Genomic DNA, 15,401 nt, shown 5'->3' on the forward strand with positions numbered 1-15,401 from the left:
TCATCTGACGTACGGTCCGGCGGTCCCGGACGCCCACACTGGGCGGGTGCCGGGACGGAGGGCGGGGTGCGGGCGTGCGTCACATGGTCAGTACGGCGGGGATACCGGAGGCGAGCCGGGCGGCGGTGTGGCGGGGCGCGGTACGGCGCTGGCTGGCGCCGGTGGAGGTGTCACCGGTCCAGGGACGGTCGTTCGCGGGGCGGCTCGGGGTGGTCGAACTCGGCTATGTGCGGGTGCTGTCGATGGAGTCCGATCCAATGCGGCTGATCCGCACCGCCCCGCTGGTCGCGGCGGCGCCCGGCCACCGGCTGGCGCTGCTCGCCCAGGTGAGCGGGGCGAGCGCGGTACGCCAGGACGGGCGGGGCGCGCTGGTCGGGCCGGGCGAGCTGGCGCTGCTGGATCTGCGGCGGCCGTTCGTGGTGGAGCAGCGGCAACGGTCGGCGGTCCGGCTGGTCCGGCTGCCGCAGCAGGCGCTGGGCGCCTCCGACGGCTGGAGCGGACGGGTCACGGGGCGGGCGATCCCCGGTGCGGCTGGCGTCGCGGCGGTGCTGGCGCCGTTCGCCGGGGGGCTGGCGGCGGGCTCCGGCGGGGCGGGGCCCGCGGAGGTCGGGGAGCGGCTCGGGGGGACGGTCGCCGATCTGGTGGCGACGCTGATCGACGAGGTCGCGCGGGCCGAGGGCGGGCACGACGGCCGCACGGCCCGGGAGCACACGGTGGCGGCGGTACGGCGGTACATCGACGCCCATGTACGGGACGCCGACCTCGACCCGGGGCGGATCGCGCGGGCGCACGGGATCTCGGTGCGCTATCTGCACCGGGTGTTCGAGGACGAGGACACCACCGTGCGGCGGCTGATCCAGCGGCGGCGGGTGGAGGAGTGCGCGCGGGAACTGGCCCGGCGGGGCCGGGCGGTGGCGACGGTCTCGGCGGTGGCCCAGAGCTGGGGCTTCCGCAGCCCCACGCATTTCAGCCGGGCGTTCAAGGGGGTGTATGGGCAGTCGCCACGGGAGTGGGTGCGGGCGGGGGGTGGGGGGTGAGGTGATGTGCGGTGGGGGGTGAGGGGGGCGGCTGGCCGGGGGCGGGCGCGGGCGCCCGGCCAGGAGAGGGAAGGGGCGGGCGCACGGCCGCCGACCGGAGCGGGCGTCCCGCTGTCGGCCTGAGCAGGCGTCCCACTGGCGACCGGGGCAGGCGTCCCACTGTCGGCCGGAGCAGGCGTCCCGCTGTCGGCCGGGGCGGGCCTTCCGTCACTGGGTCAGGCGGCGTCCCGTCACCGGCCGGAACGGGCGTCCCCCTGTCAGCCGGAACGGGCGTCCCGCTGTCGGCCGGGGCGGGCCTTCCGTCACTGGGTCAGGCGGCGTCCCGTCACCGGCCGGAACGGGCGTCCCCCTGTCAGCCGGAACAGGCGTCCCGCCGTCGGCCGGGGCGAGCCTTCCGTCACCGGGTCAGGCGGCGTCCCGTCACCGGCCGAGACAGGCGTTCCGCCACTGGGCCAGGCGGGCGCCCTGTCGCCGGGCAGGACCGGCGACCCGTCCTCCGATGAGACAGGCGTCCGCCACCGGGTCAGGTGGGCGCCGGGCCGCCGCGTACACCCGGCCGCGAGAGCGCGACGGGGCGGTCCGGGCACGGCACGCGCCCGTTCCGGGGGCCGTATCTCTGCGCCCCGGGGCCAGGGTTCTGCACCGAGGGGCCAGACCGGCTCCGTCGGCGCCAGGAGGATGGAGGGCGGTGTTCGCGAGGGGTCCGCACGGTGCCTCAGGTGGTGGGCGGGGGGCGGGAGAGCGATGGGCAAGGGCGTCGAACTGATGGGACGGCGGCCGGAGACCGCGCTGCTGGAGCAGGTGCTCACGGACGCGGCGGCCGGAGCCGGAGGAGGCTCGGCGACGCTGCTGCGGGGCGAGCCGGGCATCGGCAAGAGCGCGCTGCTGGAGTGGACCGCCGGACAGGCCCGGGAGCGCGGGTTCTCGGTGCTGCGCGCGGTCGGCTCGCAGGCCGAACAGGGCGTCCCCTTCGGGGCGTTGCACCAGGTGCTGGCTCCGCTGCGGGCCCACGCCGACGCCCTCCCGGCGCGGCAGCGGGCGGCGCTGGGGCTGTCGTCGGAGCCCCCGGCGGCGGACGCTGCGGCGGGCGGGCTGCTGGTCGGCGGGGCGGCGCTGGCGCTGCTGGCCGGGGCGACCCGGGTCCGGCCGCTGCTGGTGCTGGTGGACGATGTGCAGTGGGTCGACCCGTCCAGCGCGGCCGTGTTCACCTTTCTGCACCGGCGGATCGGTGAACTGCCGCTGGCGATGGTGAGCGCGGGCCGCCCGGAGGGCACCAGCCCGGACCGCCGGACCGTGCCGGTCGGGGCGCTGGCACGGGCGGACGCGGCCCGGTTGCTGCGCCGCCGCCATCCGGGGCTGGACGCGCGGGCCGCGGAGCGGGTGCTGCGGGAGGCGGCGGGCAATCCGCTGGCCCTGGTCGAACTCCCGAACCGGCTGGACCCGGGCCAGGCGGCGGGCACGGATCCCCTCCCGGAGGACGGGCTGCCGCTGGGCGCCCCGCTGGAACACCTCTTCACCCGCCGCCTCGACGCCCTGCCCCCGGCGGCACACCGCCTCCTCCTGCTGGCCGCCCTGGGCGGCGACGCGGCGTCCTGGCACGTGGGCCGGTGGCTACGCGGCACACCGGAGGAGGGCGACGGTGACGCTGACGCGGGCCCGGACGGGGGCGGCGCGACGGACCCCGGCGACCATCCGGACCGGGGCGACACGACCGACCCCGACGGCCGTCCCGACCGACCCGACACCACCCGCCCTGGCGACCCGCTGAGCGACGGCGACCACCCGCACCACGGCGAGCATCCGGGCCACGGCAGCCGTCCGGGCCGGCCCGAGACGACGCACCACGGCGGCCCCCCGGACCGAGGCGGCGCGACACACGACGGCCACCACGTGGACGACTACGACCACCCGCACCACAGCGGCACCACCCACCACGACGACCACCCGCACCACACCGACCACCTGGACGACGACCACCACTCCCACCACAGTGACACCACCGGCCACCACGACGACCCCCACCACACCAACACCACCAACCCCACCCCCCACCCCCTCCCGCCCGGCCAGGGCCACCGCGTCGACGCCGTGCTCGATGCCATAGAGGCGGCCGGAGTCGCCCGGCTGGACTCCTCCGGGCGGCTGGTGTTCCGGCATCCGCTGGTGCGGAGCGCGGTCGTCGAACGTGCCGGAGCCACGGAGCGGCGCGCCGCGCACCGGGAACTGGCCGCCGCGCTCCCGGAGTCCGACCCACGGCGCCCGGCGCACGAGGCCGCCGCCGCCGACGGACCCGACGAATCCCTCGCGGCCCGCGTCCAGTCGGCCGCCGACCGGCTGGCCCGGCGCGGCGGCGACGCCGAGGCCGCGCTGCTGCTGCACCGCGCCGCCGCCCTGAGCACCGACCCCGACGCCCGCGCCCGGCGGCTCGCCCGCGCCGCGGTGGCGGCGGCCCGGGGCGGGCGGCTGCCCCGGGCCGCCGGGATGGTCGACGAGCTGCGCCGCACCCCGCTCCCGGCGGACGCCGTCCCGCTGTTCGCCTACGCCACGGTGTACGTCGACCAGAGCCACCACGTGGACTTCGAGTCGTCGTTCACCCTGCTGCCCGCCGCGCTGGACGCGCTGACCCGGGACGACCCCCCGCACCCGCTCGCCGAGCAGGTCTACTTCAAGCTGCTGCTGGCCACCGCGTACACCGGCGACCCGCGGGGCGTACGGGCGCTGGAGCGGTACGCCGGGCGGATGTCGGCGACGGCCCGGCTGTGCCACCGGGCGTGGGCCGACCCGGCGCGCACCGCCCACGGTGTCGCGGCCGAGTTGTCCGAGCTGGCCGCCCGGACCGGCGAGGACGAGCACGGCGGCGCGGCCTGGCTGCTGCTGTGGGCGGCGATGGCGGTGGACCGCGCGGACGCGGTGCCCTGGCGGCGGTTCGGCGGCCAGCACACCTACGCCACCCAGGGCACTCTCGCCAAGGCCCGCTGCCACCAGGACTTTCTGCGCGGGCGCTGGGACCAGGCGGAGGTGTGCCCGCGCGAGGCACGGGCCGCCGAGGCGCTCGGCTACCACTGCAACGCGCTGCTGTTCCGCCTCTACCACGCCCACTACCTGGCCGGACGCGGCGACGAGGACGGGCTGCGCGCGGTGGAGCGGGCGGTGCGGCCGGTGGCGGAGCGGGCCCGGATGACGTTCGTGACGGACCGGCTGACCCATCTGCGGGCGCTCGCGGCGCTGGCCCACGGACGGGACGAGGAGGCGTACGACGGGCTGGCCGGGCTCACTCCGCCGGGGGTGCTGCCGACCGGGCTCGCCTGGTTCCATCTGCCGTTCTTCGACTTCGTGGTGGCCGCCACCCGCACCGGGCGGCACGCCGAGGCGCACGCACATCTCGCCGCCGCCCGCGCGGTCCGGATGGCGGACCTCTCCCCGCACCACGCGTTCCTGCTGGCCGCCGCGACCGCCGTGGCCACCGTGGACGCCCCCGACGACGCCCTGTTCCGGGCGGCGTACGCGGTGCCCGGCGCCGGGCAGTGGGTGTTCGGGACGGCCCGGCTCGGGCTCGCGCACGGCGCCTGGCTGCGCCGCGGACAGCGGGCCGGGGCGGCGCTGGACGTGCTGGGCCAGGCGCACCGGGCGTTCCAGGCGCTGCGCGCCACGCCCTGGGCGCACCGGGCGGAGGCCGAACTGCGGGCCGCGGGACGCCCCGTGACGGCCCGCACGGCGGTCGGTACGGCGGCCCGGGAGCCGCTGACCGCGCAGGAGCTGCGGATCGCCCGGCTCGCCGCGGACGGGCTGACCAACAAGGACATCGGCGACCGGCTGCGGGTCTCCCCGCGCACGGTCGCCGACCATCTCTACAAGGCGTTCCCCAAGCTGGGCATCACGTCCCGGGCGGCGCTCACCCGCGCGCTCGGCGCGAGCGGGTCCGCCGGGTCCGCCGGGGGCGACGAGCGGGAGCCCCGCGTCACGCGGTGAACCGGCGGACGAACGTCAGCGCGGTCTCCGCGACCTCCCGCCATCCGCTGTCGATGGTGAGCGCGTGGCCCCGCCCGGCCATCTCGGTGATCTCGGTGACGGCGTGCTCGTTGCGGGCCTGCTTCTTGTAGGAGGCGTGGGCGATGGCCCACGGGACGGTGTGGTCCTTCTCCCCGGACAGGATGAGCAGCGGACCGCGTCCGGCGGCCAGGGTGTCGACCTTGACCTCCGTCCAGGGGTTGAAGTTGGCGACGGCGGCCTGGAACAGCGGTTCGCCGGGCGCGGGGACGGCGAACTTCTCGTACAGCTCCCATGCCTCCGCCTCGCTCACCGCGTTGGCGAAGGAGTAGCGGAACTGGTCGTACGTCAGCGGGACCGCGCGGTGGAAGTTGGCCGGGTTGCCGAGCACGGGGCGGGCCGCGCGCAGGGACGACACCGGCAGCGGCAGCACCCCGCGGAACGGCGCCGGGTCGATGGCGACGGAGGCGGCGGACAGTCCGCGTCCGGCGAGCATCTGGGTGATCAGCCCGCCGAAGGAGTGGCCGACGACGACGGGCTTGCGTTCCAGGCGTTCGATGAGTCCGGCGAAGTGGTCGGCGACCTGGCCGACGCTCTTCCCGGCGAACACCTCCGGGTGGGCGTGCGCCTCGGCGACCGTCTCGGGGTCGTCGGGCCAGCCCGGGGTGAGCGGGGCGTATCCGGCCTCCTCGAAGACCGCCGCCCAGCGGTCCCAGCTGCTGGGCAGCAGCCACAGGCCGTGCACGAAGACGACGGGGGTGCGGTCACCGGCGTTGATCCGGTCGATCTGCCGGAGGTCGTGGACGGCGGGGCCGTCGGACGCGGGCTCCGGGGATGCCGGGGATGCCGGGGATTGTGGGGACTCTGGGGATGAGGACACGAGGGGTTCCTTCGGGAGTGCGGATGTTCGGGAGTTCGGGAGTTCGGGAGTTCGGGAGTGCAGGGGTCGGCGGGTCGGGGAGTCGGGCGTCCGGACATGCCGCACGTGCCGGACGTGCCGGACGTGCCGCCGATCGGGAGTGCGGGCGGGGGCGCCCGGCGTGCTCAGTCCGCCGTCACCGACCGTGCCGCCGCCTTGATGAGGGCGGTGACCTCGTGGGGGCGGCCGTACATCGCGAGATGCGACGCGGCGGTCTCGACCGTGCGGGAGCGGGCGCGCCGCGCCTGGAACCGCTGGAGCTCGGGCGGGATGCCCCGGTCGCGGGTGGCGACGAGGGTCCACGACGGGATCGTCCGCCAGGCCGCCGCGCTCGCCCGGTCCGCGAACGCGCTCGCCGACAGGGGCCGCTGGACGGCGGCGAGCAGCCGGGTGGTGGCGCGCGGGACGTCGGCGGCGAAGACGTCGTGGAAGCGGTCGGCGGCGAGGTAGAGATCGGCGCCCGGGGTGCCGTCGGGCCCGGTGGTGGGTTCGGGGCGCAGCGCGGGCGTCAGCTCCGAGCCAGGGAAGCGGCCCGCGAGTTCGCCGAGCACCTCGCCCTGGTCGGGCATGAACGCGGCGATGTAGACCAGCGCCCGGACGTTCGCCGCCCCGGCCGCGGCCTCGGTGACCACGGCACCGCCGTACGAGTGCCCGGCGAGCACCACCGGTCCCGGGATCGCGGCGAGCACACCGCGGACCTGGGCGGCGTCGGTGGCGAGCCCGCGCAGCGGGTTGGCCACCACGCGCAGCGGATACCCGGCGTCCTGGAGCCGTTCGACGACCGGCGTCCAGCTCCCGCCGTCGGCGAACGCCCCGTGCACCAGCACGATCGTGGGCCGCCGCCGGTCGGTGCCGCCGCCCCGGGCGGCGCCGTCGGCGGCCCGCGCGGGGCCGGTGCCGAGCCCGGCCGCCGCGGCGAGGGCGGCGCCCGCCGCCACGACCGTCCGCCGTCCGACCGCGCCGACCGCCCCGCCGTCGCTGTCCGTGCGTGCCGCGTCCCCGCGGTCGGCTTCTCCCGGTCCGCTCATGGCCGGTACCCCTTCCCTCGTCGCTGTGTGTCGATGTGTGCCGGTGTGTACGGTCACGGCCCGCTCCGGCTGTGTGCCGTGACCGTAGGACCGGCCCGCCGTGCCCGGATCTCCCCGCGCGCACCTCCCTGTGCCAGGCGCGCACCACCGCCGCTCACCCGCTCTGGTCCGCCGCTCTGATCCGGCTCCACTCCCCCGGCGACACCCCGTACGCCGCGCGGAAGCTGCGGCTGAAGTGGGCGGCGTTGGTGAAGCCCCAGCGGCGGGCGACGGCGGCGAAGGAGACGGTGGTGTCGGCGCGGGCGAGTTCCCGGCGGCACTCCTCCAGCCTCCGGCGGCGTATCCAGCGGCTGAGAGTGGTGCCCTGGGCGCTGAACGCCTTGTGCAGATACCGCACGGACACCCGGTGGTGGGCGGCGATCGACTCCGGGCCGAGCGCGGGGTCCTGGAGGTGGTCGTTGACGTACTGGCGGATACGGCGGGCCATGTCCGCGCGCTCGCCCGGCGCGGACGCGGGGGCGGCGCCCCGTTCGGCGGCCAGCAGGGCGAGGAGGTCGGCGACGCCCCCGGCCAGCGCCCGGCCGACCTGCGGCGGACAGTCCCCGGCGGCTGCGGCGACCCCGGCCAGCAGCGGCGGGAGCAGCCCCGCGACGCCGGTGCCGGTGCCGTGCGCGCCCTGGACGGCGGCGAGTTCGGTGTCCGTCGCGCCGATCACCGCGTACGGGACGAGGAGGAGGTCGAGCCGGAAGTCGTGGGGCTGGCGCAGGGTCCAGGGCCGGGCCGCGGCCAGCACGACCACGTCACCGGGCGCGAGGACGGACCGCCGGCCGCCGTGGGTGAGGACCGCGCCGCCGGCCGGCTGGACGGCGACGCACAGGGCGGGGGCGGGCGGCGGCTCCGGGGGCCGGACGAGCGTGCCCGCGCGGCCCTCCCGGGCGAACACCCGCACGGGTCCGCACCACCGGCCCTCGTCGGAGCGGCGGGCGAGCGGTGGGGAAGCAAGGGGAGCGGTCGGCGTCCTCATGACTCCACCCTGCGGGGCCCGCCGCGCCCTCCGTTAAGTCGTTTGACGGGTCGGTCCGGCCCGGCGGCTCAGCCGTCCCGGCCGCGTTCGGTGAGCGCGCGGGCGACCGCGGCCCGGGAGGTGACGCCCAGCTTGGGATAGATCCGGTAGAGGTGGCTGGAGACCGTGCGGGGGGAGATCTGGAGCCGGACGCCGATGTCCCGGTTGGTGAGGCCGTCGGCGACGAGTTCCGCGATCCGCAGCTCCTGCGGGGAGAGTCCGGCGACCGCGGTGCCGGGCTCGCCCCCGGGGTCGTCGCAGACCCGCAGTTCCTGCGCGGCGCGGGCCGTCCAGGGCCCGGCGTCCAGCGCCGCGAACGTGTCGTGGGCGGCCCGCAGCCGGGCGCGGGCCTCGGCACGGCGGCCCCGGCGGCGCAGCCGGATGCCGTGGTGCAGCCGGACCCGGGCCAGTTCGAAGGGCCAGTCGGCGGCCCGGTCCGCCGTGTAGACCGCCGTCCAGGAGGTGTCGAGGTCGTCGCCCGCGAGGGCCTCGGCGGCGAGCAGGACGAAGGCGTGGTGCGGTGAGATCAGCTGGGCCCCGGCGGTCCGCGCGGCGGCGGTGTGGCGCCGTGCCTCGGTGGTCCGCCCGGTGAGCACGGCCGCTTCGACGAGGTCGAGCAGGGTCAGATGGAACGGGGCGACGCCGGGCGGCAGGGTGCCGGGCGGGGTGACGGCGGCGGCGTGCGCGTAGGCCGTCTCGGGGTCGCCCGAGGCCAGGGCGCACATCGCCTGGAAGCCGCGCAGCCGCAGCACGACCATGCCCAGGCCGCGCGCCTCGGCCCAGGGCAGCAGGTCGGCGACGAGCGCGTCCACGGCCTCCTTCTCGCCGCGCGCGGCGCGCACATAGCCCTCCTGGCAGCGGTGGACGTACTCGGTGAAGCGGTAGCCGCGGGCGCGGGCGAGCGCGGTACCGGCCCGCGCGTGGGCGACGCCGCGGTCCCAGTGACCGCGCAGATAGTCGTCGTAGGCGGTGGCGGCGGAGACGAAGGAGCGGGTCGGGTAGGAGTGGCGGCGCGCGAGCCGCTCCCACAGAGCGGCGTGGTCGCCGACGGCGTCCAGTCCGGCCGCGCACCACAGCAGCAGCCACGCCTGGACGTCGTCGCTCTCGTCGGTGAACTCCCGTACGGCCGCCGCCAGTCGCGCGGCGCCCGCGTGCGCCCGCCGGGCGGGGTCGTGCCATACGTCGTGCGCGAGCCGGACGAGGGCGGGGGCGGCGGCCAGCCGGGGGGCGACGGTGGCCCACACATCGGGCTCGGTGCTGTGTCCGGCGGCGAGGAGCAGCAGCAGATGGGCGCGCGGGACGAGCGGGCCGGGGCCGGTGTCGAGGACGCCGGGGAGCAGGGTGAGGGCGGGTCCGATGTCGCCGTCGGCCTGGAGCCGGACCAGGGCCCGGGTGAGATGCAGGACGGGCAGATCGGCGGCGGGCACCTCGTGCGGGTCGGTGCGGTCCAGCAGCCGGTCGGCGAGTTCGATCCGGCCACCGCGTACGGCGGCGCTCGCGGCGGCGGTGAGACGGCGGCCCCGGGCGGCGGGGTCCTCGCTCAGCCGGGCCGCCTGGACGAGGAGCCCGGCGGCCTCGGCGTCCCCGGCCCGGGTCAGCGCGCGCAGCGCGGCCCGCTCCAGCGCCTCGGCGGTCGGTTCGTCGGCGACGGCGGTGGCGGCGGCCCGGTGGGTGACCTGGGCCAGCCCGTCGGGGGGCAGGACGGCGGCCCAGGCGGCGTGGGCGCGGCGGCGCTCGGCCCCGGAGGCGGCGGCGACCAGCGCGGACCGGACGAGGGGATGGCGGAACCGGACCAGGGAGGCGGGTACGCCGGGCCCATCGGGCTGGACCAGTCCGGCGTGTGCGGCGATCCGGAGGTCCTGGTGGGCGCCGGTTGCGCCGGACGCCGTGGCGGCACGGGCGACGGCGTCGGCGGTCGGGCCGTCCGGTCCGGCGAGGGCGCTGAGCAGCAGGGTGAACCGGGTCCGGGCGGGCAGGACGGCCAGCCGGGCGGTGAAGACGGCCGTGAGGCGTTCACCGAGCGGGAGGTGGTCGGGCAGCGGGGCCCGTCCGGCGCGTTCGGACGCGGTGAGCTGGGCGGGGAGTTCCACCAGGGCGAGGGGGTTCCCGGCGGCCTCCTGGAGCACCCGGTCGCGGGCCGCGTCGGCGAGGTCGGGGTGGCGGGCGCGCAGCAGGGCGCGGGCGCCGGGGTCGTCCAGCGGGGTCAGGTCGAGGATGTCGGCGCCGGTGGGGTCGAGCCGGGCGGCGCCGGGGTCCTGGCGCAGCGCGGCGACAAGGACCACCGGGAGAGCGGGGAGCCGCCGTTGCACGGCCCGGAGGACGTCGGCGCTGGCGTCGTCGGTCCAGTGCAGATCGTCGACGAGCAGGGCGACGGGCCGGGTCCGGGCGGCGTCGGCGAGGAGTTCGGCGGTGGCGGCGGCGAGGCAGTACGGGGCGCCGGGGTCGCCGGGGTCGCCACCGAGGGCCCGGTCGAGGGCGGCGCGGGCGGCGGCGGGCAGCGCGCCGGTGTCCCGGGGCAGCGCCCACAGCAGTTGGTGCAGCACCCCGAACGGCAGCTCCCGCTCGCCCCGCGACCCGGCGGCCCGCAGCACCTTCACACCGTGCGTGGCGGCGTAGCGCGCGGCCTGCTCCAGCAGGACGGTCTTGCCGGTCCCGGCGTCCCCGCGCAGCCACAGGGCCCGCCCGTGCCGTCCGGCGTCCCCGAGGGCGTCCCGTACGACCGCCCACAGGGGGCCCCGTCCGAGTGCCGCGGGCTCCATCGGCCCGGCCCCTCCCCGCGTCACCCCACCCGTCCTCCCCGGGGCGCCCCCGCGCCCCGCACCTCCGGTACGACGCCCCCACCCTCCCGGCGGGCCGGGGGCGGGACATCCGCACGATGACTGTGAAGTGACTGTGCTGTGCCCGCCCCCACGCCGTCCAGAGGGGCGTCCGCCTCCCCCGTCCCCACGCCGTCCAGAGGGGCCGCCGCTTGCCCCGTCCCCCGCCCGACCCCTCTCGTACACTTGCCCTTTCCGGCATACGCACTGGTCAGGGGGCAGAGGTGGAGGGCGGGGCGCTGTTCGGGCGGGACGCTGAACTCGGCGCGCTGGACGCCTTCGTGGCCGGGCTGCGGACGGCCGGCGCGGCGGCGGTGGTGCGCGGGACGCCCGGGATCGGGAAGTCCGCGCTGCTGGAGCGGACCGTACGGTCGGCGCGGGAGGCCGGGTACACGGTGCTGACCGCGTCCGGGGTGGAGGCGGAGACCCATCTGCCGTACGCCGGGCTGCACCAGCTCACCCGCACGCTGCTGGACGGGGTGAAGGGGCTCCCGGCGGCCCAGGCGGGCGCGCTGCTCGGGGCGTTCGGCATGGCGGACCTGGGGGCGGGAGCGGCGGCGGGGGCGGGGGCGGGGGCGGACCCGGCGGCCGGGGCGGGGGCGGACCCGGGGCCGGACCCGGCGGCGGGGGCCGGGGCGGCGGGAGAGCCGCCCCAGTTCTTCATGATCGCGCTGGCCACGCTGAGTCTGCTCGGGGACGCCGCCGAACAGGCGCCGGTGCTGCTGGTGGTGGACGACGCCCAGTGGCTGGACGCGCCGACGCTGGACGTCCTGGCGTTCGTGGCGCGGCGACTCGGCGCGGAGCCGCTGGGGCTGCTGGCCGGGGTGCGGGAGGGACACCCGACGCCGCTGGACGCGCTGACGCTGCCGGAGATCCGGCCGGGCGCGCTGTCCCGGGCGGCGGCGGAGGCGCTGCTGGACGCGGTGGAGCCGCGGCTCGACCCGGCGCTGCGGCACCGGGTGCTGGACGCCGCCGCGGGCAATCCGCTGGCCCTGATCGAGCTGCCGGCCGCGCTGCGCCGCCCCGGTGCCGCCGCCGGGGCGCTCACCTCGGCGGCGATCCCGCTGACCACCCGGCTGCGCCGGGCCTTCGCCTCCCGGCTGGCCGAGCTGCCGTCCGCGACCCGGGCCGCGCTGCTGGTGGCGGCGCTGGCGGACGAGGGCCGGGAGGCCGAGATCCTGGCGGCGGGCGAGGCGCTGACGGGGGCCGGGCTGGGGCCGCGGGCGCTGGACGCGGCGGTGGCGAGCGGGCTGGTGACCCTCGCTCAGGGCCTGGTCGGCTTCAGTCATCCGCTGGTCCGCTCGGCCGTGCTGGAGTCGGTGGCGCCCGCCGACCGGCTCGCCGCGCACCGGGCGCTGGCGGGGGTGCTGGAGGGGCAGCCGGACCGGCAGGTCTGGCACCGGGCGGCGGCGGGCGGGCGGCCCGACGAGTCGGTGGCGCGGGCGCTGGACGCGGCGGCGGACCGGGCGAGCGCGCGGGGCGCCCCGGCGGTGGCGCTGGCCGCGCGGGAGCGGGCGGTGGCGCTGACCCCGGACCCGCCCCGGCTGGGCACCCGCCTGCTGGCGGCGGCCGAACTCACCCTGGAGCTGGGCGACACGGAACGGGCGCGGGCGCTGCTGCACCGGGCCGCCGCACTCGGCCCGGACGCGCCCGAGCGGGCCCGGCTGGTGCTACTGCGCGAGGGCCTGGAGTCGGACGTGGCGTCCGGTGTGCCGCGCCTGGAGCTGCTGCTCGCGACGGCGCGGGAGGCCGGGGACCCGGAGCTGGCGCTGCGGCTGCTGCGGGCGGCGGCCCGGCGCTGCTGGTGGGCGGACCCGGGCCGGGAGCTGCGGGAGCGGGTGGTCGCGGCGGCGGAGCGGCTGCCGGTGCCCGCACTCCACCCGGACCTGGTGTACGTGCTGGCGGGCGCGGCCCCGCTGGAGCGCGGTGCCACGGTGATCGAACGGCTGGAACGGCTGGAGGGCAGCGCGGTCCCCGACGTGGTGGCGGCGGCGACGCTGGGCACGGCGGCCACCCTGGCGGGCGCCTACGACCACGCGGCGGGCTTTCTGCGGCACGCGGCGGCCGGGTTGCGCGCGCAGGGGCGGCTGGGGCTGCTGGCGCAGGTGCTGGTGTCGCTGTCGTTCACGGCGGCGCACGTGGTGGACCGGGAGTCGGGGCTGCCGGGGGTGGCGGAGGCGCTGCGGCTGGCCGAGGACACGGGGCAGCGGCGCTGGCTGAGCGGGGCGCTGATCGCGCGGGCGCAGTTCGCGGCGGTGCTCGGCGACGAGCCGGGCGCGCTGGACGCGCTGGACGCCGCCGAGCGGCACGGGCTGTCCGTGGCGACGGCGTCCAATCTGGCGTTCATCCAGATCGCCCGGGGCATGACGGCGCTGGCGGGCGGGCGGCACGCGGAGGCGTTCGGCTGTGTCTGGCGGGTGTTCGACCCGACGGACCCGGCGCACCACCCGTTTCTGCGGACCCGGGCGATCGGGGTGCTGGCGGAGGCGGCGGTGAGCGAGGAGCACCGGGCCGCGGCCCGGACCGCGCTGGCCGCGCTGGAGGTCTCCGCGGGGGCGAGCCCGGCCCGGATGGTCCGCGCGGATCTGGCGTTCGCCCGCGCGCTGCTGGCCGACGACGACCGCGCGGAGGACCGGTTCCGGGAGGCGTTCGCGCTGGATCTGTCCCAGGAGCCGTTCACCCGGGCCCGGTTGCTGCTGGCCCAGGGGGCGTGGCTGCGCCGCAGGCGGCGGGTGATGGAGTCACGGGTGCCGCTGCGGATCGCCCGGGAGTCGTTCGCCGCGCTGGGCGCCGAGCCGTGGCACGACCGGGCCTGCCAGGAGCTGCGGTCGGCGGGCGAGGGCAGCGACCGGCGCAGCCCGGCCGACTGGGAGCGGCTCACCCCGCAGGAGTTGCAGATCGCCCAGCTCGCCGCGTCGGGCCTGTCCAACCGGGAGATAGGCCAGCAGCTGTACGTGTCCCCACGCACGGTCGGCGCCCACCTCTACCGCATCTACCCGAAGCTACGGATCACGTCCCGTGCACAACTGGCGGACCGACTGGGGACGGGACGAGCCCCCTACCTCACGCCACCGGGTCCGGGACAGGCGCCCGACCTCACACCACCGAGTCCGGGACGGGCGCCCGACCTCACACCACCAGGTCCGGGACAGGGGGACGGTCCCACGCCGGGTACGGGAGAGCGGCCCGCGCCGGGCACGGGACCCGAGTCCACGCCGGGTACGGGACAGGGGCCCGCCCAGGGTCCGGCGCCGACCCCGGAGCCGGACGTCTGACGCCCGCGACACCCGCCCGCCCGGGACACGAACCCCACATCCGACACCCGCACGCCCCCGCCCACCCGAGACACGAACCGCACATCCGACACCCCCACGCCCCCGCCCACCCAGAACACCGACCGGACGCCGCACCCCCAGACACACCCGCCCGCCCCCCCACACACACACGAACCCGGCGTCCGACACCCGAAGGCGCTTGCCCGTCCCGCACGGCGGCGGTAGACACGGAACACCCGCCGGGTGAACACGAGGTGAGAGGAGGCGGGGGAATGCTGTTGCTGGATCTTCACACCGTGGCCCCGAAGGAGCGCGCGGACGCGTTCCATCACGCGCTGACCGACGACTCGGTGCCGAACGACGTCGTCCACGAGAACCCGTCGGCGGACATGCACGCCCGGATGCAGCTGTGGCGGGTCGGCGGGCTCTCGCTGTTCGCGGTGCGGTCCTCGGGGTTCGAGGTGCACCGCACGGACCGGCATGTGCGCGGGCACCGGGCCCGTCCGGTGGTGTCGGTCTCCCTCCAGACGGAGGGCGTCCACCACAGCGAGGTCGACGGCCGCCGGACGCTGCTCGGCCCGGACGACATCACCGTCTTCCACGAGCTGGTGCCGCGGGTCTACGGCTGGCACGGCGACGGGGCGTCACGGTCCCTGCTGATCGACGCGGACCGGCTGGGACTGCCGGTACGGACCGTGGTCACCGCCGCCGCCCGGCTGCGCGCCAGCCCGCTGTACGACCTGACCCTCGCCCATCTGCGCGCGCTGACCCGGGACGCGGCCCGCCTCGAGCACGATCCGGGCGCCCCGGCGGTCGCGAACGCCACCACCGAACTGGTCCGCGCCCTGCTGCTCTCGGCCGCCCAGGACAGCACCGCCCCGGCGGTGCGCTCGGCCGTCCGGGACACCCTGCTGACCCGGGTGCTGGCCTACGCCCGGCGCCATCTGGGCGAACACGATCTGACCCCGGAGCGGATCGCGGCGGCGCACGCGGTGTCGGTGCGGCAGCTGTATCTGGTGCTGGGCGAGGCGGGCGTCAGCCTGGAGCAGTGGCTGATCGCGGAGCGGCTGGAGGCGGCCCGCCGGATGCTCGCGGACCGGCGGTACGACACGCTGACGGTGGCCGCGGTCGCCGCCCGCTGCGGCTTCGCCGGACCCAGCCACTTCAGCCGCCGTTTCCGTTCCGCTTACGGGCTCTCCCCCCGGGAGTGGCGCGCCGTCACCCGCTAGCCCCCGCCCCACCGTGCTACCCCGCACTCCCCGGCTGACCTGCCGCG

Annotated in this window: 8 protein-coding genes; 4 read left to right on the forward strand and 4 right to left on the reverse strand. The window is 77.8% G+C overall.

Annotated elements, in window-relative coordinates:
• Positions 1–83: 83 nt before the first annotated feature.
• Both AB0D49_RS00105 and AB0D49_RS00110 read left to right on the forward strand, forming a co-directional pair.
• Complete coding sequence (locus AB0D49_RS00105; protein WP_362749264.1) at positions 84–1,037, forward strand: helix-turn-helix domain-containing protein; 954 nt, start codon at positions 84–86, stop codon at positions 1,035–1,037.
• A gap of 744 nt (positions 1,038–1,781) precedes the next feature.
• The gene (locus tag AB0D49_RS00110; RefSeq protein WP_362748122.1) at positions 1,782–5,006 is read left to right on the forward strand and encodes an AAA family ATPase; all 3,225 of its coding nucleotides are present in this window, start codon (positions 1,782–1,784) and stop codon (positions 5,004–5,006) included.
• Here the strand turns inward: AB0D49_RS00110 and AB0D49_RS00115 are convergent.
• The 4 genes from AB0D49_RS00115 to AB0D49_RS00130 all read right to left on the reverse strand — a co-directional run bounded on the left by AB0D49_RS00115 (position 4,996) and on the right by AB0D49_RS00130 (position 10,793).
• Complete coding sequence (locus AB0D49_RS00115) at positions 4,996–5,811, reverse strand: alpha/beta hydrolase (RefSeq protein ID WP_362749267.1); 816 nt, start codon at positions 5,809–5,811, stop codon at positions 4,996–4,998. The genes AB0D49_RS00110 and AB0D49_RS00115 overlap by 11 nt on opposite strands.
• Before the next feature lie 257 nt (positions 5,812–6,068).
• Positions 6,069–6,971, reverse strand: coding sequence for an alpha/beta hydrolase (locus tag AB0D49_RS00120; protein WP_362748125.1), 903 nt, complete (start codon positions 6,969–6,971; stop codon positions 6,069–6,071).
• 154 nt (positions 6,972–7,125) lie between these two features.
• Positions 7,126–7,995 (reverse strand): helix-turn-helix domain-containing protein, encoded by an 870-nt coding sequence (locus AB0D49_RS00125; RefSeq protein WP_362748128.1) that lies wholly within the window; start codon positions 7,993–7,995, stop codon positions 7,126–7,128.
• A gap of 68 nt (positions 7,996–8,063) precedes the next feature.
• A complete protein-coding gene (locus AB0D49_RS00130) occupies positions 8,064–10,793 on the reverse strand; it encodes an AAA family ATPase (RefSeq protein ID WP_362748131.1) in 2,730 nt (909 codons plus the stop codon).
• 281 nt (positions 10,794–11,074) lie between these two features.
• Here AB0D49_RS00130 and AB0D49_RS00135 point away from each other — a divergent pair, with 281 nt between their 5' ends.
• Together AB0D49_RS00135 and AB0D49_RS00140 are read left to right on the forward strand one after the other, a co-directional pair.
• On the forward strand, positions 11,075–14,125 hold the full coding sequence (locus AB0D49_RS00135; RefSeq protein ID WP_362748134.1) for an AAA family ATPase: 3,051 nt from the start codon (positions 11,075–11,077) through the stop codon (positions 14,123–14,125).
• A 272-nt stretch (positions 14,126–14,397) separates the two neighbouring features.
• Positions 14,398–15,354 carry a helix-turn-helix domain-containing protein gene (locus tag AB0D49_RS00140; protein WP_362748136.1) on the forward strand — a complete coding sequence of 319 codons (957 nt, stop codon included), beginning with the start codon at positions 14,398–14,400 and terminating at the stop codon, positions 15,352–15,354.
• Positions 15,355–15,401 lie beyond the last annotated feature (47 nt).

The sequence above is a fragment of the Streptomyces sp. NPDC048290 genome, assembly GCF_040652095.1.
Classification (GTDB): domain Bacteria; phylum Actinomycetota; class Actinomycetes; order Streptomycetales; family Streptomycetaceae; genus Streptomyces.

What these genes read in the sequence shown, in the direction of transcription:
- AB0D49_RS00105 (WP_362749264.1), top strand. Translation starts at nt 84, where the DNA reads ATGGTCAGTACGGCGGGGATACCGGAGGCGAGCCGGGCGGCGGTGTGG.
- AB0D49_RS00110 (WP_362748122.1), top strand. Translation starts at nt 1,782, where the DNA reads ATGGGCAAGGGCGTCGAACTGATGGGACGGCGGCCGGAGACCGCGCTG.
- AB0D49_RS00120 (WP_362748125.1), bottom strand. Translation starts at nt 6,971, where the DNA reads ATGAGCGGACCGGGAGAAGCCGACCGCGGGGACGCGGCACGCACGGAC.
- AB0D49_RS00125 (WP_362748128.1), bottom strand. Translation starts at nt 7,995, where the DNA reads ATGAGGACGCCGACCGCTCCCCTTGCTTCCCCACCGCTCGCCCGCCGC.
- AB0D49_RS00130 (WP_362748131.1), bottom strand. Translation starts at nt 10,793, where the DNA reads ATGGAGCCCGCGGCACTCGGACGGGGCCCCCTGTGGGCGGTCGTACGG.
- AB0D49_RS00140 (WP_362748136.1), top strand. Translation starts at nt 14,398, where the DNA reads ATGCTGTTGCTGGATCTTCACACCGTGGCCCCGAAGGAGCGCGCGGAC.